The organism is Neisseria sp. P0018.S001, from assembly GCF_051957355.1.
Taxonomy (GTDB): domain Bacteria; phylum Pseudomonadota; class Gammaproteobacteria; order Burkholderiales; family Neisseriaceae; genus Neisseria; species Neisseria subflava_A.
In genome coordinates this window covers 73,675-92,969 of the sequence record NZ_JBQCWN010000009.1, presented here as the reverse complement: position 1 = coordinate 92,969, position 19,295 = coordinate 73,675, and the positions used below count along the sequence as shown (strand labels likewise).

The 19,295-nt window shown below is 43.1% G+C and carries 31 protein-coding genes, 2 pseudogenes and 1 CRISPR repeat array; of the genes and pseudogenes, 30 read left to right on the top strand and 3 right to left on the bottom strand.

Features of this window, described 5'->3' with window-relative positions; all coding sequences use genetic code 11:
- The 30 genes and pseudogenes from ACTHTJ_RS07770 to rplQ form a co-directional block, all read left to right on the top strand.
- Positions 1-134, top strand: a pseudogene (locus tag ACTHTJ_RS07770) (hypothetical protein); the annotation flags it as partial.
- A 17-nt stretch (positions 135-151) separates the two neighbouring features.
- Positions 152-463 (top strand): 30S ribosomal protein S10, encoded by a 312-nt coding sequence (rpsJ, locus tag ACTHTJ_RS07765; protein WP_002642322.1) that lies wholly within the window; start codon positions 152-154, stop codon positions 461-463.
- Between the two features lie 251 nt (positions 464-714).
- The gene (gene rplC / locus ACTHTJ_RS07760; RefSeq protein ID WP_004464584.1) at positions 715-1,359 is read left to right on the top strand and encodes a 50S ribosomal protein L3; all 645 of its coding nucleotides are present in this window, start codon (positions 715-717) and stop codon (positions 1,357-1,359) included.
- Positions 1,359-1,979 carry a 50S ribosomal protein L4 gene (gene rplD / locus ACTHTJ_RS07755; RefSeq protein WP_003684798.1) on the top strand — a complete coding sequence of 207 codons (621 nt, stop codon included), beginning with the start codon at positions 1,359-1,361 and terminating at the stop codon, positions 1,977-1,979. Before rplC ends, rplD begins: the two co-directional genes overlap by 1 nt.
- Positions 1,976-2,290, top strand: coding sequence for a 50S ribosomal protein L23 (gene rplW, locus ACTHTJ_RS07750; protein WP_002243944.1), 315 nt, complete (start codon positions 1,976-1,978; stop codon positions 2,288-2,290). The genes rplD and rplW overlap by 4 nt, the downstream gene beginning before the upstream one ends.
- 5 nt (positions 2,291-2,295) lie before the next feature.
- Positions 2,296-3,129 carry a 50S ribosomal protein L2 gene (gene rplB, locus ACTHTJ_RS07745; RefSeq protein WP_003684813.1) on the top strand — a complete coding sequence of 278 codons (834 nt, stop codon included), beginning with the start codon at positions 2,296-2,298 and terminating at the stop codon, positions 3,127-3,129.
- A 5-nt stretch (positions 3,130-3,134) separates the two neighbouring features.
- Positions 3,135-3,413 carry a 30S ribosomal protein S19 gene (gene rpsS, locus ACTHTJ_RS07740; protein ID WP_002215422.1) on the top strand — a complete coding sequence of 93 codons (279 nt, stop codon included), beginning with the start codon at positions 3,135-3,137 and terminating at the stop codon, positions 3,411-3,413.
- An 8-nt stretch (positions 3,414-3,421) separates the two neighbouring features.
- Complete coding sequence (gene rplV / locus ACTHTJ_RS07735; protein ID WP_003749277.1) at positions 3,422-3,751, top strand: 50S ribosomal protein L22; 330 nt, start codon at positions 3,422-3,424, stop codon at positions 3,749-3,751.
- 9 nt (positions 3,752-3,760) lie between these two features.
- Positions 3,761-4,453 (top strand): 30S ribosomal protein S3, encoded by a 693-nt coding sequence (rpsC, locus tag ACTHTJ_RS07730; protein WP_003684753.1) that lies wholly within the window; start codon positions 3,761-3,763, stop codon positions 4,451-4,453.
- A complete protein-coding gene (rplP, locus tag ACTHTJ_RS07725; RefSeq protein ID WP_003684741.1) occupies positions 4,437-4,853 on the top strand; it encodes a 50S ribosomal protein L16 in 417 nt (138 codons plus the stop codon). Before rpsC ends, rplP begins: the two co-directional genes overlap by 17 nt.
- Positions 4,853-5,044 (top strand): 50S ribosomal protein L29, encoded by a 192-nt coding sequence (rpmC, locus tag ACTHTJ_RS07720; RefSeq protein WP_003684705.1) that lies wholly within the window; start codon positions 4,853-4,855, stop codon positions 5,042-5,044. Before rplP ends, rpmC begins: the two co-directional genes overlap by 1 nt.
- Positions 5,044-5,307 (top strand): 30S ribosomal protein S17, encoded by a 264-nt coding sequence (rpsQ, locus tag ACTHTJ_RS07715; RefSeq protein WP_003684766.1) that lies wholly within the window; start codon positions 5,044-5,046, stop codon positions 5,305-5,307. Before rpmC ends, rpsQ begins: the two co-directional genes overlap by 1 nt.
- A gap of 227 nt (positions 5,308-5,534) precedes the next feature.
- On the top strand, positions 5,535-5,903 hold the full coding sequence (rplN, locus tag ACTHTJ_RS07710; protein ID WP_002215434.1) for a 50S ribosomal protein L14: 369 nt from the start codon (positions 5,535-5,537) through the stop codon (positions 5,901-5,903).
- An 11-nt stretch (positions 5,904-5,914) separates the two neighbouring features.
- Complete coding sequence (gene rplX, locus ACTHTJ_RS07705; protein ID WP_036493506.1) at positions 5,915-6,238, top strand: 50S ribosomal protein L24; 324 nt, start codon at positions 5,915-5,917, stop codon at positions 6,236-6,238.
- 9 nt (positions 6,239-6,247) lie between these two features.
- On the top strand, positions 6,248-6,787 hold the full coding sequence (gene rplE / locus ACTHTJ_RS07700; RefSeq protein ID WP_003684750.1) for a 50S ribosomal protein L5: 540 nt from the start codon (positions 6,248-6,250) through the stop codon (positions 6,785-6,787).
- Positions 6,788-6,789: 2 nt separating this feature from the next.
- Complete coding sequence (rpsN, locus tag ACTHTJ_RS07695; RefSeq protein ID WP_003684736.1) at positions 6,790-7,095, top strand: 30S ribosomal protein S14; 306 nt, start codon at positions 6,790-6,792, stop codon at positions 7,093-7,095.
- A 14-nt stretch (positions 7,096-7,109) separates the two neighbouring features.
- Positions 7,110-7,502: a 30S ribosomal protein S8 gene (gene rpsH, locus ACTHTJ_RS07690; RefSeq protein WP_003684738.1), complete on the top strand. Its 393-nt coding sequence runs from the start codon at positions 7,110-7,112 to the stop codon at positions 7,500-7,502.
- 13 nt (positions 7,503-7,515) lie between these two features.
- Positions 7,516-8,049 (top strand): 50S ribosomal protein L6, encoded by a 534-nt coding sequence (gene rplF / locus ACTHTJ_RS07685; RefSeq protein WP_070583496.1) that lies wholly within the window; start codon positions 7,516-7,518, stop codon positions 8,047-8,049.
- 13 nt (positions 8,050-8,062) lie between these two features.
- On the top strand, positions 8,063-8,416 hold the full coding sequence (gene rplR, locus ACTHTJ_RS07680) for a 50S ribosomal protein L18 (RefSeq protein WP_070583498.1): 354 nt from the start codon (positions 8,063-8,065) through the stop codon (positions 8,414-8,416).
- Between the two features lie 17 nt (positions 8,417-8,433).
- Complete coding sequence (rpsE, locus tag ACTHTJ_RS07675) at positions 8,434-8,952, top strand: 30S ribosomal protein S5 (RefSeq protein ID WP_003684704.1); 519 nt, start codon at positions 8,434-8,436, stop codon at positions 8,950-8,952.
- Positions 8,945-9,130 carry a 50S ribosomal protein L30 gene (gene rpmD / locus ACTHTJ_RS07670; protein WP_003684808.1) on the top strand — a complete coding sequence of 62 codons (186 nt, stop codon included), beginning with the start codon at positions 8,945-8,947 and terminating at the stop codon, positions 9,128-9,130. Before rpsE ends, rpmD begins: the two co-directional genes overlap by 8 nt.
- 1 nt (position 9,131) lies before the next feature.
- Entirely contained in the window at positions 9,132-9,566 is a 435-nt protein-coding gene (gene rplO / locus ACTHTJ_RS07665) for a 50S ribosomal protein L15 (protein WP_070712764.1), read from the top strand.
- A gap of 13 nt (positions 9,567-9,579) precedes the next feature.
- Positions 9,580-10,893 (top strand): preprotein translocase subunit SecY, encoded by a 1,314-nt coding sequence (secY, locus tag ACTHTJ_RS07660; RefSeq protein ID WP_070583503.1) that lies wholly within the window; start codon positions 9,580-9,582, stop codon positions 10,891-10,893.
- A 4-nt stretch (positions 10,894-10,897) separates the two neighbouring features.
- On the top strand, positions 10,898-11,116 hold the full coding sequence (infA, locus tag ACTHTJ_RS07655; RefSeq protein ID WP_003684714.1) for a translation initiation factor IF-1: 219 nt from the start codon (positions 10,898-10,900) through the stop codon (positions 11,114-11,116).
- 18 nt (positions 11,117-11,134) lie between these two features.
- Entirely contained in the window at positions 11,135-11,248 is a 114-nt protein-coding gene (gene rpmJ / locus ACTHTJ_RS07650) for a 50S ribosomal protein L36 (RefSeq protein WP_003697674.1), read from the top strand.
- A gap of 67 nt (positions 11,249-11,315) precedes the next feature.
- Complete coding sequence (gene rpsM, locus ACTHTJ_RS07645; RefSeq protein WP_003749295.1) at positions 11,316-11,678, top strand: 30S ribosomal protein S13; 363 nt, start codon at positions 11,316-11,318, stop codon at positions 11,676-11,678.
- A gap of 19 nt (positions 11,679-11,697) precedes the next feature.
- Entirely contained in the window at positions 11,698-12,093 is a 396-nt protein-coding gene (gene rpsK / locus ACTHTJ_RS07640) for a 30S ribosomal protein S11 (RefSeq protein WP_002216249.1), read from the top strand.
- A gap of 19 nt (positions 12,094-12,112) precedes the next feature.
- Positions 12,113-12,733, top strand: coding sequence for a 30S ribosomal protein S4 (gene rpsD / locus ACTHTJ_RS07635; RefSeq protein ID WP_070583507.1), 621 nt, complete (start codon positions 12,113-12,115; stop codon positions 12,731-12,733).
- 25 nt (positions 12,734-12,758) lie between these two features.
- Complete coding sequence (locus ACTHTJ_RS07630; protein ID WP_003749298.1) at positions 12,759-13,745, top strand: DNA-directed RNA polymerase subunit alpha; 987 nt, start codon at positions 12,759-12,761, stop codon at positions 13,743-13,745.
- A 24-nt stretch (positions 13,746-13,769) separates the two neighbouring features.
- On the top strand, positions 13,770-14,144 hold the full coding sequence (gene rplQ / locus ACTHTJ_RS07625; protein ID WP_003684792.1) for a 50S ribosomal protein L17: 375 nt from the start codon (positions 13,770-13,772) through the stop codon (positions 14,142-14,144).
- 46 nt (positions 14,145-14,190) lie between these two features.
- Positions 14,191-14,490: direct repeats of the CRISPR family, unit length 36 nt; unit sequence GTTGTAGCTCCCTTTCTCATTTCGCAGTGCTACAAT.
- Positions 14,491-14,553: 63 nt separating this feature from the next.
- On the opposite strand, the gene cas2 is transcribed toward rplQ, so the two are convergent.
- From cas2 to cas9, 3 genes and pseudogenes are all read right to left on the bottom strand, one after another.
- Complete coding sequence (gene cas2, locus ACTHTJ_RS07620) at positions 14,554-14,880, bottom strand: CRISPR-associated endonuclease Cas2 (protein WP_033912916.1); 327 nt, start codon at positions 14,878-14,880, stop codon at positions 14,554-14,556.
- Entirely contained in the window at positions 14,873-15,787 is a 915-nt protein-coding gene (gene cas1 / locus ACTHTJ_RS07615) for a type II CRISPR-associated endonuclease Cas1 (protein WP_070583802.1), read from the bottom strand. Before cas1 ends, cas2 begins: the two co-directional genes overlap by 8 nt.
- 66 nt (positions 15,788-15,853) lie before the next feature.
- Positions 15,854-19,101: pseudogene (cas9, locus tag ACTHTJ_RS07610) on the bottom strand (type II CRISPR RNA-guided endonuclease Cas9).
- Between the last annotated feature and the right edge of the window lie 194 nt (positions 19,102-19,295).

The following is a 19,295-nucleotide window of genomic DNA, read 5'->3' as shown; positions in this document are numbered from 1 at the left end:
TAATGCCAGGTGAGAACGTGACCATTACTGTAGAACTGATTGCGCCAATCGCTATGGAAGAAGGTCTGCGCTTTGCGATTCGCGAAGGTGGTCGTACCGTAGGTGCGGGTGTGGTTTCTTCTGTAATTGCTTAATTGAGGGATATTGATAAATGGCAAACCAAAAAATCCGTATCCGCCTGAAAGCTTATGATTACAGTCTGATTGACCGTTCTGCGCAAGAAATTGTTGAAACTGCCAAACGTACTGGCGCTGTTGTTAAAGGTCCGATTCCTTTGCCAACTAAAATCGAACGTTTCAACATCTTGCGTTCTCCTCACGTGAACAAAACTTCTCGTGAACAATTGGAAATCCGTACCCACTTGCGTCTGATGGACATCGTGGATTGGACTGACAAAACTACTGATGCACTGATGAAACTGGATCTTCCAGCAGGTGTGGATGTAGAAATTAAAGTTCAATAAGAACTAAAAAACCGAACAGTTTGGCTGTTCGGTTTTTTATAGAATTCTTAGGCCGTCTGAAAATTTTCAGATATTTGGCAACACTTCATCCGAAAAAAATGATGGGTTTAAGAAGTAAAATTGAAATTTTTGTTGATATTTCTTTGATTTGTCAATTATAATGGCGGACTTGGTACATCCGTATCAAGTTTAACTTTGTCTGAAAGGCAGGCCAATCGTAGCCCGCCCCTTTACTTAAAAGGAAAATAATCATGACTTTAGGTCTGGTTGGACGCAAAGTTGGTATGACTCGCGTGTTCGACGAACAGGGTGTTTCTGTTCCGGTAACCGTTTTGGATATGTCTGCCAACCGCGTTACACAAGTGAAATCCAAAGATACTGACGGCTACACTGCTGTACAAGTTACCTTTGGTCAGAAAAAAGCTAATCGTGTCAACAAAACTGAAGCCGGTCACTTTGCTAAAGCAGGTGTTGAAGCTGGTCGCGGTTTGGTTGAGTTTGCTTTGACTGAAGAAAAACTGGCTGAATTGAAAGCCGGTGATGAAATTACCGTTTCTATGTTTGAAGTTGGTCAATTGGTAGATGTAACCGGTACCTCTAAAGGTAAAGGTTTCTCTGGTACGATCAAACGTCATAACTTCGGTGCTCAACGTACTTCCCACGGTAACTCCCGTTCTCACCGTGTTCCTGGTTCTATCGGTATGGCACAAGACCCTGGTCGCGTGTTCCCTGGTAAACGTATGGCAGGTCAATACGGTAACACTAAAGCAACTGTTCAAAAATTGGAAGTTGTACGTGTTGATGCTGAACGCCAACTCTTGTTGGTTAAAGGTGCTGTTCCGGGTTCGGTTAACAGCGACGTCGTGGTTCGTCCTAGCGTGAAAGTAGGTGCGTAATGGAATTGAAAGTAATTGACGCTAAAGGACAAGTATCTGGCAGCTTGGCTGTTTCTGATGCTTTGTTTGCTCGTGAATACAATGAAGCTTTGGTTCACCAACTGGTTACTGCTTACTTGGCAAATGCCCGTTCTGGTAATCGTGCTCAAAAAACTCGTGCCGAAGTAAACCACTCTACTAAAAAGCCATGGCGCCAAAAAGGTACCGGTCGTGCTCGTTCTGGTATGACTTCTTCTCCGCTGTGGCGTAAAGGTGGTCGTGCATTCCCAAACAAACCTGACGAAAACTTCACTCAAAAAGTGAACCGTAAAATGTATCGTGCCGGTATGGCGACTATTTTATCCCAACTGGCTCGTGATGAACGTTTATTTGCAATCGAAGCATTGACTGCTGAAACTCCTAAAACCAAAGTTTTTGCCGAACAAGTGAAAAACTTGGGTTTGGAGCAAGTTCTGTTTGTAACTAAACAGCTCGACGAGAATGTTTACTTGGCTTCACGCAACTTGCCTAACGTATTAGTTTTGGAAGCTCAACAAGTTGATCCTTACAGCTTGCTGCGTTACAAAAAAGTCGTTATCACTAAAGATGCAGTTGCACAATTAGAGGAGCAATGGGTATGAATCAACAACGTTTGACTCAAGTAATCTTGGCACCTATCGTTTCTGAAAAAAGCAACGTATTGGCTGAAAAACGTAACCAAATGACGTTTAAAGTTTTGGCAAATGCAACCAAACCTGAAATTAAAGCGGCTGTTGAGCTGCTGTTCGGCGTTCAAGTTGCAGACGTTACTACTGTTACCATTAAAGGTAAAGTTAAACGTTTTGGTCGTACTTTAGGTCGTCGCAGCGATGTTAAAAAGGCTTATGTAAGCCTGGCTGCCGGTCAAGAGTTGGATTTGGAAGCCGCTGCTGCAGCTGCAGATAAGGAATAAACAAAATGGCAATCGTTAAAATGAAGCCGACCTCTGCAGGCCGTCGCGGCATGGTTCGCGTGGTAACAGAAGGTTTGCACAAAGGTGCACCTTATGCACCTCTGCTGGAAAAGAAAAATTCTACTGCCGGTCGTAACAACAATGGTCATATCACTACCCGTCATAAAGGTGGTGGCCATAAACATCATTACCGCGTTGTAGATTTCAAACGTAACAAAGACGGTATCCCTGCGAAAGTAGAGCGTATCGAATATGACCCTAACCGTACTGCATTTATCGCACTGTTGTGCTATGCAGATGGTGAGCGTCGCTACATCATTGCTCCTCGTGGTATTCAAGCAGGTGCAGTATTGGTTTCCGGTGCTGAGGCTGCTATCAAAGTAGGTAACACTCTGCCGATCCGCAATATTCCTGTTGGTACAACTATTCACTGTATCGAAATGAAACCAGGTAAAGGTGCGCAAATTGCGCGTTCTGCTGGTGCTTCTGCGGTATTGCTTGCAAAAGAAGGTGCTTACGCACAAGTTCGTTTGCGTTCTGGTGAAGTACGCAAAATTAGCGTAAATTGCCGTGCAACTATCGGTGAAGTTGGTAACGAAGAACAAAGCCTGAAAAAAATCGGTAAAGCTGGTGCTAACCGCTGGCGTGGTATTCGTCCGACCGTTCGTGGTGTTGTAATGAACCCTGTTGATCACCCACATGGTGGTGGTGAAGGCCGTACTGGTGAGGCTCGCGAACCGGTTAGCCCATGGGGTACTCCTGCTAAGGGCTACCGCACTCGTAATAACAAACGCACGGATAACATGATTGTTCGTCGTCGTTACTCAAATAAAGGTTAATTAGTATGGCTCGTTCATTAAAAAAAGGCCCATATGTAGACCTGCATTTGCTGAAAAAAGTAGATGCTGCTCGTGCAAGCAACGACAAACGCCCAATTAAAACTTGGTCACGTCGTTCTACCATTTTGCCTGATTTTATCGGTCTAACTATCGCTGTTCACAACGGTCGCACTCACGTGCCTGTGTTCATCAGCGACAATATGGTTGGTCATAAATTGGGTGAGTTCTCATTGACCCGTACCTTTAAAGGCCACTTGGCTGATAAAAAGGCTAAAAAGAAATAAGGTGAATCATGAGAGTAAGTGCACAACATAAAAACGCCCGTATTTCAGCTCAAAAAGCTCGTTTGGTGGCTGATTTAATTCGTGGTAAAGACGTTGCCCAAGCTTTGAATATCTTGGCATTCAGCCCTAAAAAAGGTGCTGAGCTGATTAAAAAAGTATTGGAATCAGCAATCGCCAATGCCGAGCACAACAATGGTGCTGATATTGACGAATTGAAAGTGGTAACTATCTTTGTTGACAAAGGCCCAAGCTTGAAACGTTTCCAAGCTCGTGCCAAAGGTCGCGGTAACCGCATCGAGAAACAAACTTGTCATATTAATGTGACAGTGGGCAACTAAGGAAAAGCTATGGGACAAAAGATTAACCCTACAGGCTTTCGCCTGGCGGTAACTAAAGACTGGGCTTCAAAATGGTTTGCTAAAAGCACCGACTTTTCTACTGTTTTGAAACAAGATATTGATGTTCGTAACTACTTGCGTAAAAAACTGGCTAATGCTTCAGTTGGTCGCGTAGTGATCGAGCGTCCTGCTAAATCTGCACGTATTACCATTCACTCTGCTCGTCCAGGTGTGGTTATTGGTAAAAAAGGTGAGGATATTGAAATCTTGAAGCGTGACTTGCAAGCTCTGATGGGTGTGCCTGTTCATGTAAATATTGAAGAGATTCGTCGTCCTGAATTGGATGCACAAATCATTGCTGATGGTATTGCCCAGCAGCTTGAAAAACGTGTTCAATTCCGTCGCGCTATGAAACGTGCAATGCAAAATGCAATGCGTTCTGGTGCTAAAGGCATCAAGATCATGACTTCAGGCCGTCTGAATGGTGCAGATATCGCTCGTAGCGAATGGTACCGTGAAGGTCGTGTGCCTTTGCATACTTTGCGTGCGAACGTAGATTATGCAACTAGCGAAGCACACACCACTTATGGTGTGCTGGGTCTGAAAGTTTGGGTTTATACAGAAGGTAATATTAAATCTTCTAAACCTGAGCATGAGAAGAAACAAAGAAAGGCAGGTGGACGTAATGCTGCAGCCAACTAGACTGAAATATCGCAAGCAACAAAAAGGTCGTAATACCGGTATTGCTACTCGCGGTAACAAAGTAAGTTTCGGTGAGTTCGGTTTGAAAGCCGTAGGCCGTGGTCGTTTGACTGCCCGCCAAATCGAAGCTGCTCGTCGTACTATGACTCGTCATATTAAACGTGGCGGTCGTATTTGGATTCGTGTATTCCCTGATAAACCAATTACTGAGAAACCTATCCAAGTCCGTATGGGTGGCGGTAAAGGTAATGTGGAATATTACATTGCTGAAGTTAAACCAGGCAAAGTATTGTACGAAATGGACGGTGTTCCTGAGTCTTTGGCTCGTGAAGCATTTGAATTGGCCGCTGCCAAATTGCCTATTCCTACAACCTTTGTAGTAAGACAGGTGGGTCAATAATGAAAGCAAATGAATTGAAAGACAAATCTATTGAGCAATTAAACTCTGATTTGTTGGACTTGTTGAAAGCTCAGTTTGGCTTACGCATGCAAAATGCAACCGGTCAGTTGGGTAAATCTAGCGAGTTGAAACGTGTACGTCGCGATATTGCTCGTATTAAAACCATTTTAACTGAAAAAGGTGCTAAGTAATGAGCGAAGCTAAAAATGTTCGTACTTTGCAAGGCAAAGTGGTAAGCGACAAAATGGACAAAACTGTTACAGTATTGGTTGAACGTAAAGTTAAACACCCTCTGTACGGTAAAATTATTCGTTTATCAACTAAAATCCATGCTCATGATGAAAACAATCAATATGGCATTGGTGATGTAGTGGTAATCGAGGAATCTCGTCCTTTGTCAAAAACCAAGTCTTGGGTTGTAAAAGAATTGGTTGAGAAAGCGCGTACTGTTTGATTTAAAACACAGTAATGTAGCTTAATAAGAAACGAAGTCTTGCAGCAAAGTTAATTTGCGTGTAAACTTCGTTTCTTATCTTCCAGCTTCTTATGGAAGTTTCTCTCCCTTCGGGATCCAAGACTGGTTTACTAGAACCGTGATGGTTTCATTTAATAAGCAGCTTAAAGTAAGGTGCGAGTTATATGAAAGTGGTAAATTAAGTTGGTTAATTTAAAGGTACTAATATGATTCAAATGCAGACCATCTTAGATGTGGCTGATAACTCTGGTGCGCGTCGCGTAATGTGCATCAAAGTATTAGGCGGATCTAAGCGTCGCTACGCTTCTGTTGGCGATATTATTAAAGTTGCAGTTAAAGATGCAGCCCCACGTGGTCGTGTCAAAAAAGGTGATGTATACAATGCGGTAGTTGTTCGTACTGCTAAGGGTGTGCGTCGTCCTGATGGTGCGTTAATTAAATTCGATAACAATGCTGCTGTGTTGTTGAATAATAAACTTGAACCTCTGGGTACTCGTATTTTTGGTCCGGTAACCCGTGAATTGCGTACTGAGCGATTTATGAAAATCGTTTCATTGGCGCCTGAAGTATTATAAGGAATAGCGCGATGAATAAAATCATTAAAGGCGATCAGGTTGTAGTGATTACCGGTAAAGATAAAGGTAAGCAAGGTCAAGTAGTTCGAGTATTGGGTGATAAAGTTGTTGTTGAGGGTGTTAATGTTGTAAAACGCCATCAAAAACCTAATCCAATGCGCGGTATTGAGGGTGGCATTATTACTAAAGAAATGCCTTTGGATATTTCTAATGTTGCAATCCTGAATCCGGAAACTAATAAAGCAGACCGTGTTGGTATTAAGCTGATTGAAAATGAAGGCAAAGTTAAACGCGTTCGTTTCTTCAAATCAAATGGCTCTATCATTGGAGCATAAGGAGATAACATGGCTCGTTTGAGAGAGTTTTATAAAGATACAGTTGTTCCTGAATTGGTTAAACAATTTGGTTACAAATCAGTAATGGAAGTTCCACGTATTGAAAAAATCACCTTGAATATGGGTGTGGGTGAAGCTGTTGCTGATAAAAAAGTTATGGAACACGCTGTTTCTGATTTAGAGAAAATTGCTGGTCAAAAACCAGTTGTTACTGTTGCTCGTAAATCTATCGCGGGTTTTAAAATCCGTGATAACTATCCAGTTGGTTGCAAAGTAACTTTGCGTCGTGATCAAATGTTTGAATTCTTGGATCGTTTGATTACTATTGCGTTGCCTCGCGTACGTGACTTCCGTGGTGTAAGCGGTAAATCATTTGATGGTCGTGGCAATTACAATATGGGCGTTCGTGAGCAAATTATTTTCCCGGAAATTGAATACGATAAAATCGATGCTTTGCGTGGTTTGAATATTACTATTACAACTACTGCAAAAACTGATGAAGAAGCGAAAGCTTTGTTGTCACTGTTCAAGTTTCCGTTTAAAGGATAATCATGGCTAAGAAAGCACTTATTAATCGTGAGCTGAAACGTCAAGCATTGGCGAAAAAGTTTGCAGCTAAACGTGAGGCAATTTTCGCTGTTATTAATGATGCTAATGCGACTGAAGAAGAACGTTTTGAAGCACGTTTGAAATTTCAATCCATTCCTCGTAATGCAGCACCTGTACGTCAACGTCGTCGTTGTGCTTTAACAGGTCGTCCTCGTGGCACTTTCCGTAAATTTGGTTTGGGCCGTATTAAAATCCGTGAAATCGCTATGCGTGGCGAGATCCCTGGTGTTGTTAAAGCTAGCTGGTAATAGGAGTATAAATAATGAGTATGCATGATCCTATTTCCGATATGTTGACTCGTATTCGCAATGCGCAACGTGCTAATAAAGCAGCAGTTGCCATGCCTTCCTCTAAACTGAAATGTGCAATTGCAAAAGTTCTGAAAGAAGAAGGTTATATCGAGGATTTTGCGGTTTCTGCTGATGCAAAACCGGTATTGGAAATTCAATTGAAATACTATGCAGGTCGTCCTGTGATTGAGCAAATTAAACGTGTTTCACGTCCAGGTTTGCGTATTTACAAAGCATCAAGTGAGATCCCTAGCGTAATGAATGGCCTGGGTGTCGCTATTGTTAGTACTTCTAAAGGTGTAATGACTGATCGCAAAGCCCGTTCTGAGGGTGTGGGTGGTGAGTTGTTGTGCATCGTAGCCTAGTGGAGAAAAGTAAATGTCACGCGTCGCAAAAAACCCAGTGACTGTTCCTGCTGGTGTAGAAGTAAAATTCGGAACAGATGCATTGGTTATCAAAGGTAAAAACGGCGAATTGTCTTTTCCTTTGCATTCCGATGTTGCTATTGAACTGAACGATGGTAAATTGACTTTTGCTGCAAAAAATGACAGTAAACAGGCTAATGCTATGTCTGGTACTGCTCGTGCATTGGTTAATAACATGGTTAAGGGTGTTTCTGAAGGTTTTGAGAAAAAACTTCAATTGATTGGTGTGGGTTATCGTGCCCAAGCTCAAGGTAAAGTTTTGAACCTGTCTTTGGGTTTCTCTCATCCAATCGTATATGAAATGCCTGAAGGTGTTTCCGTTCAAACTCCTAGCCAAACAGAAATCGTTTTGACTGGTGCAGATAAACAAGTGGTTGGCCAAGTCGCTGCTGAAATTCGTGCATTCCGTTCTCCTGAGCCTTATAAAGGTAAAGGTATTCGTTATGTAGGTGAAGTAGTAGTGATGAAAGAAGCCAAGAAAAAATAATTGAGGTTCACTAATGGATAAACATACAACCCGACTCCGTCGTGCACGCAAAACCCGTGCGCGTATTGCGGACTTGAAAATGGTAAGATTATGTGTGTTCCGCAGCAATAATCATATTTATGCTCAAGTAATTAGTGCTGAAGGTGATAAAGTATTGGCTCAAGCCTCTACATTGGAAGCTGAAGTACGTAGTAGCCTGAAATCAGGTGGCAACGTTGAAGCAGCAGCTGTAGTTGGTAAGCGTATTGCTGAAAAAGCTAAAGCAGTGGGTGTTGAAAAAGTTGCTTTTGACCGTTCAGGTTTCCAATATCACGGTCGTGTGAAAGCTTTGGCTGAAGCTGCACGTGAAAATGGTTTAAGCTTCTAATATTTGGAGACTTTCAGATGGCAAAACATGAAATTGAAGAACGCGGTGACGGACTGATTGAAAAGATGGTCGCAGTTAATCGCGTGACTAAAGTAGTTAAAGGTGGCCGTATCATGGCTTTCTCTGCACTGACTGTTGTTGGTGATGGTGATGGTCGCATCGGTATGGGTAAAGGTAAATCAAAAGAAGTACCAGTTGCTGTTCAAAAAGCAATGGATCAAGCTCGACGCTCTATGATTAAAGTGCCTTTGAAAAACGGTACTATTCATCATGAAGTTATTGGTCGTCATGGTGCTACTAAGGTATTTATGCAACCTGCTAAAGAAGGTAGCGGTGTAAAAGCTGGTGGTCCAATGCGTTTAGTATTTGATGCTATGGGTATCCATAACATCTCAGCTAAAGTACATGGTTCTACTAACCCTTACAATATTGTACGTGCTACATTAGACGGTTTGTCTAAACTGTATACCCCTGCTGATATTGCTGCTAAACGTGGCTTGACAGTAGAAGATATTTTGGGAGCTAACCATGACTGAGCAAAAAAAGATTAAAGTTACATTGGTTAAGAGCCTGATCGGTACAATTGAATCTCATCGTGCATGTGCTCGTGGTTTAGGTTTACGCCGCCGTGAGCATACTGTGGAGGTTTTGGATACCCCTGAAAACCGTGGCATGATCAATAAAATCAGCTACTTGTTGAAAGTGGAGTCTTAATATGTTTTTGAATACTATTCAACCTGCTGAGGGTGCTACTCACGCTAGTCGTCGTGTAGGCCGTGGTATTGGTAGCGGCTTGGGTAAGACAGGTGGTCGTGGTCATAAAGGTCAAAAAAGCCGTTCTGGTGGCTTCCACAAGGTAGGTTTTGAAGGCGGTCAAATGCCTTTGCAACGCCGTCTGCCGAAGCGTGGTTTCAAATCTTTGACTGCTGCCGCTAATGCTGAAGTTCGTTTAAGTGAATTGGATCTGATTGCTGTGAACGAGATTGATGTCTTGGTTCTTAAACAAGCTGGTCTGATTCCTGCAACTGCTTCTAATGTAAAAGTTATTGCTTCTGGTGAAATCTCAAAAGCAGTTACCTTGAAAGGTGTAAAAGCTACTAAAGGTGCTAAAGCTGCTATTGAAGCTGCCGGTGGTAAAGTAGAAGAATAAGGCTCGCACTACAGTGGCTAATCAACAATCTTTATCAGGATTATCCAAATTTGGTGATCTGAAAAAACGTCTGGTGTTCCTTTTAGGTGCTTTAGTTGTTTTCCGTATTGGTGCTCATATACCGGTACCGGGCGTAGATGCTGTTGCATTAGCTAAGTTATACGAAGGCGCTGCAAACGGCATATTCGGAATGTTAAATATGTTCTCGGGTGGTTCGTTGGAGCGCTTTAGTATATTTGCAATTGGTATCATGCCTTATATTTCGGCATCGATTATTGTTCAGCTTGCTTCTGAAATTGTTCCTTCTTTAAAAGCTTTAAAGAAGGAAGGTGAGGCTGGTAGGAAAATAATTACGAAATATACTAGGTATGGGACGGTATTATTGGCTGTATTGCAAAGCTTTGGTGTTGCAACATTTGTTTATCAACAAGGTGTTGTTGTAACGAGTTCGCTTGAGTTTCATATTTCTACAGTAGTCTGTTTGGTTACAGGTACTATGTTTCTGATGTGGTTAGGGGAGCAAATTACCGAGCGTGGTATTGGTAATGGTATTTCTTTAATTATTACAGCAGGCATTGTATCGGGTATCCCATCCGGTATTGTTCGGTTATTAACTTTGACTGAACAAGGCTCTATGAGTATGTTGATGGCGGTATCAATTGTGATTGGTATTTTGCTGTTGATCTATGCTGTAGTTTATTTTGAGAGTGCTCAGCGTAAAGTTCCTGTGCATTATGCTAAAAGACAGTTTGGCTCTGGAATGATGCCGGGGCAAAGCATTCATATGCCGTTCAAGCTAAATATGGCAGGTGTTATTCCTCCTATTTTTGCTTCCAGTATCATTTTATTTCCATCTACACTTTTAGGTTGGTTTGGTTCAAATAGTACGAATTCTGTTCTTCATAAGGTTGCTGCAATGCTGCAACACGGACATCCTTTGTATATTGTATTATTTGCCACAACTATCATCTTTTTCTGCTATTTCTATACTGCTTTAGTATTTAGCCCTAAAGAGATGGCTGAAAATTTGAAGAAGAGTGGTGCATTTGTGCCGGGTATTCGCCCAGGTGAGCAAACCTCTAGATATTTGGAAAAAGTGGTACTAAGACTGACATTGTTTGGTGCTTTGTACATTACTACAATCTGTCTGATACCTGAATTTTTAACGACGGCATTGAAGGTTCCTTTCTATTTAGGTGGAACATCTTTGCTTATTTTGGTTGTCGTTACAATGGATTTTAGGACACAAATCAATTCATATCGAATGAGTAGTCAGTATGAAGACTTGATGAGTCGTCCAGATATGAAATCTTTGTCACGTAAGTAGGCTTATGGCTAAAGAAGATACCATACAGATGCAGGGCGAAATCCTTGAGACTTTGCCCAATGCAACATTTAAAGTAAAACTGGAAAATGATCATGTAGTACTTGGTCATATATCTGGAAAAATGCGAATGCACTATATTCGTATTTCTCCAGGTGATAAGGTAACAGTTGAATTAACTCCTTATGATTTAACCCGTGCTCGGATTGTTTTCCGAGCAAGATAAACGATAAAAGGAAATAAAATGCGTGTACAACCTTCTGTAAAGAAAATTTGTCGCAATTGCAAGATTATTCGTCGTAATCGTGTAGTTCGCGTAATTTGTACTGACCCACGTCACAAACAACGTCAAGGTTAAGAAGCTAGTTTTCTTAACTATTGATTTTGTGGTATAGTGACATACTTTGCCCTAAAAAGGAAAAAATATGGCTCGTATTGCAGGGGTAAATATCCCTAATAATGCCCATATCGTAATTGGCCTTCAGGCTATTTATGGTATTGGTGCGACTCGTGCTAAATTGATTTGTGAGGCAGCAAATATTGCTCCTACTACTAAAGCAAAAGATTTGGACGAGGCTCAATTAGACGCTTTGCGTGAGCAAGTTGCTAAATATGAAGTTGAAGGTGATTTGCGTCGTGAAGTAACGATGAGCATTAAACGACTGATGGATATGGGTTGCTATCGTGGCTTCCGTCATCGTCGTGGCTTGCCTTGTCGTGGTCAACGCACTCGCACAAATGCCCGTACCCGTAAAGGTCCGCGCAAAGCGATTGCCGGTAAGAAATAAATTTTAAGGAATTTGATTAATGGCTAAAGCAAACACAGCTTCGCGTGTACGTAAAAAAGTACGTAAAACCGTAAGCGAGGGTATTGTGCACGTTCATGCATCTTTCAACAATACCATCATTACAATCACTGACCGTCAAGGCAATGCATTGTCTTGGGCTACCTCTGGCGGCGCTGGTTTTAAAGGTTCTCGTAAAAGTACACCATTTGCAGCACAAGTTGCAGCAGAAGCAGCTGGTAAAGTTGCCCAAGAGTATGGCGTTAAAAATTTAGAAGTCCGCATTAAAGGCCCTGGCCCTGGTCGCGAATCTTCTGTACGTGCTTTAAACGCTCTTGGTTTCAAGATTACCAGCATTACTGACGTTACCCCGTTGCCTCATAACGGTTGCCGTCCGCCTAAAAAACGTCGTATTTAATATTGGAGTGATTTAAAACATGGCACGTTATATTGGCCCTAAATGTAAATTAGCACGTCGCGAAGGTACGGATCTGTTTTTGAAGAGTGCACGTCGCTCTTTAGATTCAAAATGTAAAATGGATTCTGCACCTGGTCAGCACGGTGCGAAAAAACCACGTTTGTCAGACTACGGTTTGCAATTGCGTGAAAAACAAAAAATCCGTCGTATTTATGGCGTGTTAGAACGCCAATTCCGTTGTTACTTTGCGGAAGCTGATCGTCGTAAAGGTTCTACCGGTGAATTGCTGTTGCAATTGCTGGAGTCCCGTTTGGACAATGTCGTTTATCGTATGGGTTTTGGCTCTACCCGCGCTGAAGCACGTCAATTGGTTTCTCATAAAGCTATCGTTGTAAACGGTCAGGTTGTTAATATCCCTTCTTTCCAAGTTAAAGCAGGCGATGTTGTAGCTGTTCGTGAAAAAGCTAAGAAACAAGTACGTATCCAAGAGGCATTGAGCTTGGCTACTCAAATTGGCTTGCCAAGCTGGGTATCTGTTGATGCCGACAAATTGGAAGGTGTATTCAAAAATATGCCGGATCGCTCAGAATTGTCTGGCGATATTAATGAACAGCTGGTGGTAGAGTTCTACTCTAAATAATGCTAGCTCAATGAGGGACAGTTAAATGCAAAATAGCACAACCGAATTTTTGAAACCTCGTCAAATCGATGTAGATACCTTGTCTTCTACTCGAGCTAAGGTGTCTATGCAGCCATTTGAGCGTGGTTTTGGTCATACTTTAGGTAATGCTTTGCGTCGTATCTTACTGTCATCCATGAATGGCTTTGCCCCAACTGAAGTAGTTATTTCTGGCGTATTGCACGAATACTCTACTATTGATGGTGTTCAGGAGGATGTTGTTGACGTTCTCTTGAACATCAAAGGTATCGTATTTAAGCTTCACGGTCGTAATCAAGTTCAGTTGACTTTGAAAAAAGCAGGTGCCGGTGCTGTTGTAGCTGGTGATATTGATTTGCCACACGATGTGGAAATCATCAATCCTGAACATGTTATTTGCCACTTGTCCGACAATGGTCAAATCGACATGGAAATTAAAGTAGAGCAAGGTCGTGGTTATCAATCTGTTTCAGGTCGTCGCGTATTGCGTGATGAGAATAAACAGATTGGTGCGATTCAGTTGGATGCGAGCTTTTCGCCCATCAGTCGTGTTAGCTTTGAAGTTGAACCTGCACGCGTAGAGCAACGCACGGATTTGGATAAATTGGTTTTGGATATTGAAACCAATGGTTCTATTGATCCAGAAGAAGCTGTACGTAGTGCCGCACGTATCTTAATTGACCAAATGTCTATTTTTGCAGATCTGCAAGGTACTCCGGTTGAAGAGGTTGAAGAAAAAGCGCCTCCTATCGATCCTATCTTGCTGCGTCCTGTAGATGATTTGGAATTAACCGTACGTTCAGCTAATTGTCTGAAAGCTGAAGATATTTACTATATTGGCGATTTGATTCAACGTACTGAAACCGAGCTTCTCAAGACCCCTAATTTGGGTCGTAAATCTTTGAATGAGATCAAAGAAGTGTTGGCCTCTAAAGGTCTGACATTAGGTTCCAAATTAGAAGCTTGGCCGCCTGTAGGCTTAGAAAAGCCGTAAGTTTGAAGATTAAAGGATAATGACATGCGTCATCGTAATGGCAACCGCAAATTAAACCGTACTAGCAGCCACCGTGCTGCGATGCTGCGCAATATGGCGAATTCCTTGTTGACTCACGAAACCATCGTGACAACTTTGCCTAAAGCAAAAGAATTGCGCCGCGTAGTTGAGCCCTTGATTACCTTGGGTAAAAAACCTTCTTTGGCAAACCGTCGTTTGGCTTTTGACCGCACTCGCGATCGTGATGTTGTAGTTAAATTGTTTGACGAATTGGGTCCACGCTTTGCTGCTCGTAACGGCGGCTATGTTCGTGTACTGAAATACGGTTTCCGTAAAGGCGACAATGCTCCTTTGGCATTGGTTGAATTGGTTGATAAAGCAGCTGATTCTGCTGAATAAGCACATTAATATGAAAGCACTACCTGTTTAGGTGGTGCTTTTTTATTTGGATGGCCCCTTTCTCATTTCGCAGTGCTACAATAAGACCGCCGAAACTGGGCTTTTTTCTTGTGTTGTAGCTCCCTTTCTCATTTCGCAGTGCTACAATTAAAACCGCCATTATCCTACATCCCCCCTCGTTGTAGCTCCCTTTCTCATTTCGCAGTGCTACAATCCTCAACTAATAAACGAGACTTTAGCCCATGTTGTAGCTCCCTTTCTCATTTCGCAGTGCTACAATTGAGGGTGCGGATAAATTACTTCTAATATAGTTGTAGCTCCCTTTCTCATTTCGCAGTGCTACAATACCTCAACGGGAAACCCTTATTCTATAAGGGTTTCCCGTTTTATTTTGTCTAAAAAAATGTGTTTAAAATAATAATAGTTGGTCTGAATTTACTCTTTTTTCTTGGGTTTTCAGCTCTCCCAACAGTAGTTTCATGGTGGCATATTGCTTTTCCGTTACTTCCAAACAGCGGATTGACCCTTCTTGCGGTAGGTTTGCACATAGCCTGTTGTGGTGTTTTTGCAACGAATCTCGACCTTTGACAATACGGCTGTATACGGAAAGCTGGAGCATTTGGTATCCATCTTTTAATAGAAACTGGCGGAATTGATTGGCAGCTTTGCGCTTTGCCGCTGTGGTAACCGGTAGGTCGAAGAAGACAATAATCCTCATAAATTTGGCCTCACTCATATTGGTATTCTTTCAATGGCAAGATTTCAGGCAGTTTCAGCTGTTTGGCATTTTTGTCAGTTACGCTGGCTTGAAATGAGGAAATCATTTTGTCTATGGCAGCCAAGGTGCTGAAGTATTGCCGTTCGATGCAGATTTGACAGTGAAGGGTCTTGATAAGGTTTTGTTTGATATTAGGGGTCAGATCAGTTTTCAGACGGCCTTGTTCATGCAAATGTATAACGACCAGGTCGGCCAATGGGCGTAAGGGTTCGATAAAGTCATCGGCGAGGTTGAATGGATTTAGTTCGCTTCTATGAAACAAGCCTAATGCAGGCAACCATCCATATAAAGTCAGGGCGCGTGCAACTGCTGCACGGAGTACGGCGTAGGTGTAGTTCAATGCGGCATTGACGGCATTGTTGTCATTGCGAGTAAACTTTTCTCCAAAGAGGGCTTGGAAGTAGAGGGCGGCAGCTTGGGCTTCACGGTTTCCTGTATCGCCCGAACGGACTTCGACTGCCAAAGTGCGCAGCCGTTTGGCGGCAAGATCATTGCCTGTTTCGTCTGCGACAAATGCTTGATTTAGGATTTTTTGGCGGATGATATGTTGCCAGAGTTGCTTTTTTAAGGGTTCGCTTATATTCAGCTGCAGCTTGAGGATTTTAAGTTGGCGGTGATATTGGGCATAAGGCAGCCATTGTCCGCAGGGTAGGAACTGTTCGTCACATGTCAGCAGGGTTGAGCCATGTTCGGCTAAGGCTGATAGGAGCGGGGCAGTAATCAGGGTTTCGCGGTTTTCGATGATGATAACGGCGATGTCTTCTAATGGTACGGTATGGGACTCGCCGTTTTGTTGAATCAGCAGTTGCCGGCATTGCAAGGATAGTTTGCCGCCATTTTGAATGAGCAGGCTGCGCCAAGTCATGTTTTTCCCCTTATTTTGATATAAAAAATCCCTGCTTCAGGCCGTCTGAAACAGGGATAGATTAATTTAGCGGACAGGCGGGCGTTTTTTCAGACGGCATGGTCTGATTTCTTTGCCCAGTTCATCGATTTGGTATTTTTGCATCAATACAAGATTTTGGGTACTAATACGGAATTGCTGTTCTTTAGAGCCTTTATCATGCCAAGCTAAATAGAATCGTCCATCAGAGCTATCACAGTTGATATAGTAGGCAAATTCTACTTTAGATTTTTCATCTTTCTGAAAGGCAATCAAATCATACTTATGCAGGCTAAAACAGAATGTATAGCTATCATCAATCCGGTATCCTTTACAATCAATATCAGGAAGAATGTTTTCAGCAACCTGCCAAGCATAGATGGGAACAATAAAATACTGATTTTCGCCTTTCTTATCCGTTTTACAGAATACGTCAACACGAACCATGTCTCCATTATCTGCAATGGTATAAGCATTTTTTTTGTTTAATAAGACTCCGCTCTCTTGGGTTTTTTCGACTCTCACAGCTTTAACTAGTTGTCCTCCCTTTTTATAAAACGGATTGTTTTTAGGATCAAATGCTTGTTTAGCATTACCTCCATATGCCTCTAAACGCGCCTTAAGAGCCTCATATAATTCAATCTCCCTACCATTTTTATAATTAACCATATTTTCAAGGTCTGCCAACTTGATTTCGGTTAACCATACTCGTTTAACACTAATTTTTTCATTATGCTTAACAAATCGTTTAGCAGATCTCAAAGTATCTTTATGCGCACCGCTCATCTTCCGATTGGGCGCGCGTGAAACAAACAGTGGCGTAACGTATTCGTGTACGGCTTCGGGGCGAGATGATAATTTTTCGGCAAGCAACGCGCGCAGTTTTTCTGGGGTATCGGCTTCTTCGAATTCGGGTTTGCCGTCCAGTTTGCCGAAGACGCGAATCATGACTTCTTGTGCGAAAAATTCCCAAGGTTGCGGGAAGTGTGCTTTTTGATGCAGCACTTCTCCTGTTTCTTTATCTATGGTTTTGCCGTCAAATGCGTTCATCTCTTTATAGCGTACAAAACGGGTAATTTTCTGCTGCATGGTAACGGTTGAGCAGGCAACGACGACGGCGTCCAAGGCGTGATGGCGGTCGTTTTCCGCACGCACTTTGCGTAATCCCCAAAAGACGTGCAACAGATTGGTAATTTGTCCATTGGATGCAAAGACACGTCTTTTACCTTTACCTGTCAGCCGCATACGGTCGGCAATAAATTGGCACAGGAAACGGTTGACGTAGCGCGTATCGTTCAGATTGCGTTCTTTAAAGCCGTCTTCGTCGAATTTTTGCAGCAGAATCCGTTGTTTTTTACTGCGAGGAAAACGGCTGGTTTCAACACGCGCTTTAAATTCCTGCCATTCGCGGCTGTTGTCTTTGCCGTTGAAGTATTCGTAAGGGGTTTGGTTGCCTTTGTTTTGGTTTTCGCTGCCCAATACCAGCACTTTATTGTTGAAACTGTCGTCCCATGTGCGCGAGAACGGCAGGGCATGGTCGATTTCGACATAGCCTTTTCGTTCAGACGGCCTAGGTTGATTTCTTTGCCCGAATACAGGCATTTGCCGTGTTGTTGCTCGTACAGGCGCAGTTTCAGAATATCTTTGGATTTGGGTTCGCCGACAAAATTGGGGAAATACTCTCGGAATTTGGCGGCTGCTTTTTCCCGGTCTTTACGGTTTTCTTCTTGGCGTTTTTCGATTTCTTTGCGGTCTTTAAACGATTTTCCTACTTCCCTTGCCGTTTCAATATGGATACGTGCAGGGGAGCCGTAACGCCGAACCACGCTGTTAATGACTTTTCTGGCTTGAGATAAGGCGCGCAAGACGACTGGGTTGCGGATTTCGTCGGCAGGGATGGGCGGCAGATAAATCTCTTCTTCCGTATTTTTCTTGCCGTAATGGTCTCCGTAGATTTCGGCGCAGGCTTCATCGTAACGTTTGCCTTGTTCCATTAGAGGCACAATTCGGCGCAATGCTTTCAAGGAAATTTGGACGAACTTATCAAAGCTGATGTGCTTTAACAGCGCTTCTAAGATCTCGGGCTGTACACGGTCTTTCAGACGGCCTGTAATGTCTTCATCGGTTTTGAACAGGGAGAATGCCGTGCCGATTTCGTCTTGTAATTCAGGAGAAAGGTTTAATGGGGATTTTTTGTCTTTCAATCCTTCTTTTTCCAGCGCACGGCTGATGGCATGGTAGGCCTTCATTTCCATCAATGTTGAGGCTTCGGCATTGTCTTTACCATAGCGCAAGCCTTTGAAAAAGGCGGTATCGTCTAGCTCCAAAAGCTTACGGGCTTGTGCGTAAGTCAGTTTGGATTTTCTGTATGGCTCGTCCATAAGCGTGGCACGTTCGGTATCAGTCAATGGTCGCTCGTTGCCTTGCTCTAAAATACGCAGGTTGTTCAGTTTAGTCAGCCAGACGAAACGTTCGGCTGTGTAGGTGTTCTTAGCGGCTTTCGGCTCTGTCGGCTCAAAGGTGCAATACCCCAACATTTTTTGAACAGCATCGCCAGACAGGGCAGGGCGTTGCGTCATCAGCAGGGTTTCAATACCTTCTTTAAGGCCGTCTGAAATATGCGGATTGCCAAATTCTTTTTGTTTTTCAAACAGCAAAACCAGCTCCGCCTGTAAATCTTCGCGGCTGAACGTATGCGAATAATCGCCGCGCTGGTTGCGGATATGGCCGCTTTCTTTTTCAAATTTATTTAAAGCCAATTCGGCCGGAGTGCGGAAATTGCCTGTCTGTAAGGCATGGGCATTGTCGGCTACGCCTTTAAGCAAAGCGCCAAGCTCCTTATCGGCAGTTTCGCCTTCGTTTTTTCTTTGCGACAAATAGCCACGATGTTTGATTAAATGCAACAAGACTGCCGACCACTCCAAAGGCGTCAGTTTGCGGTCTAATGCGGCTGCGCGAAGTTGCCATGGTGTATTCGGTAAGGATTTAATCAAGCCGTTTTCATCAAAATCGGCGGCTTGTAATACGCCTTCGCGTTTCAATAGACGGCGGGCCCGAAGCAGACGGTGGGCGCGACGGCGGGTCAGGCGGCGGACGCTGCGTGCCAAGCGTCTTGCCGCTGCGAGAGAGTCGCCTGTTTTCGGTACTTCTGCACGCTCAAATACGCGCACGCCTAAATCAATCAGGCAGATTGGGTTTGCATCTTCGTCAATTTCTACCATCGCCCAGCCGACGGATGCGATGCCGATATCGAGGCCGAGGATGTAGTTGATTGGGTTGGGTTTGAATGCAGTCATCAGTTTCTCCGTAATTTGATGTTTGGTAAGTATAAATATATCCTAGGTAAGTATTAACATGCAAATGAAATGCTTGACTGGGTACCGATTTGGAATTAGAATCTGAAAATATTGTTGCACTGCGAAATGAGAAACGTTGCTACAATAAGGCCGTCTGAAAAGATGTGCCGCAACGCTCTGCCCCTTAAGGCTTC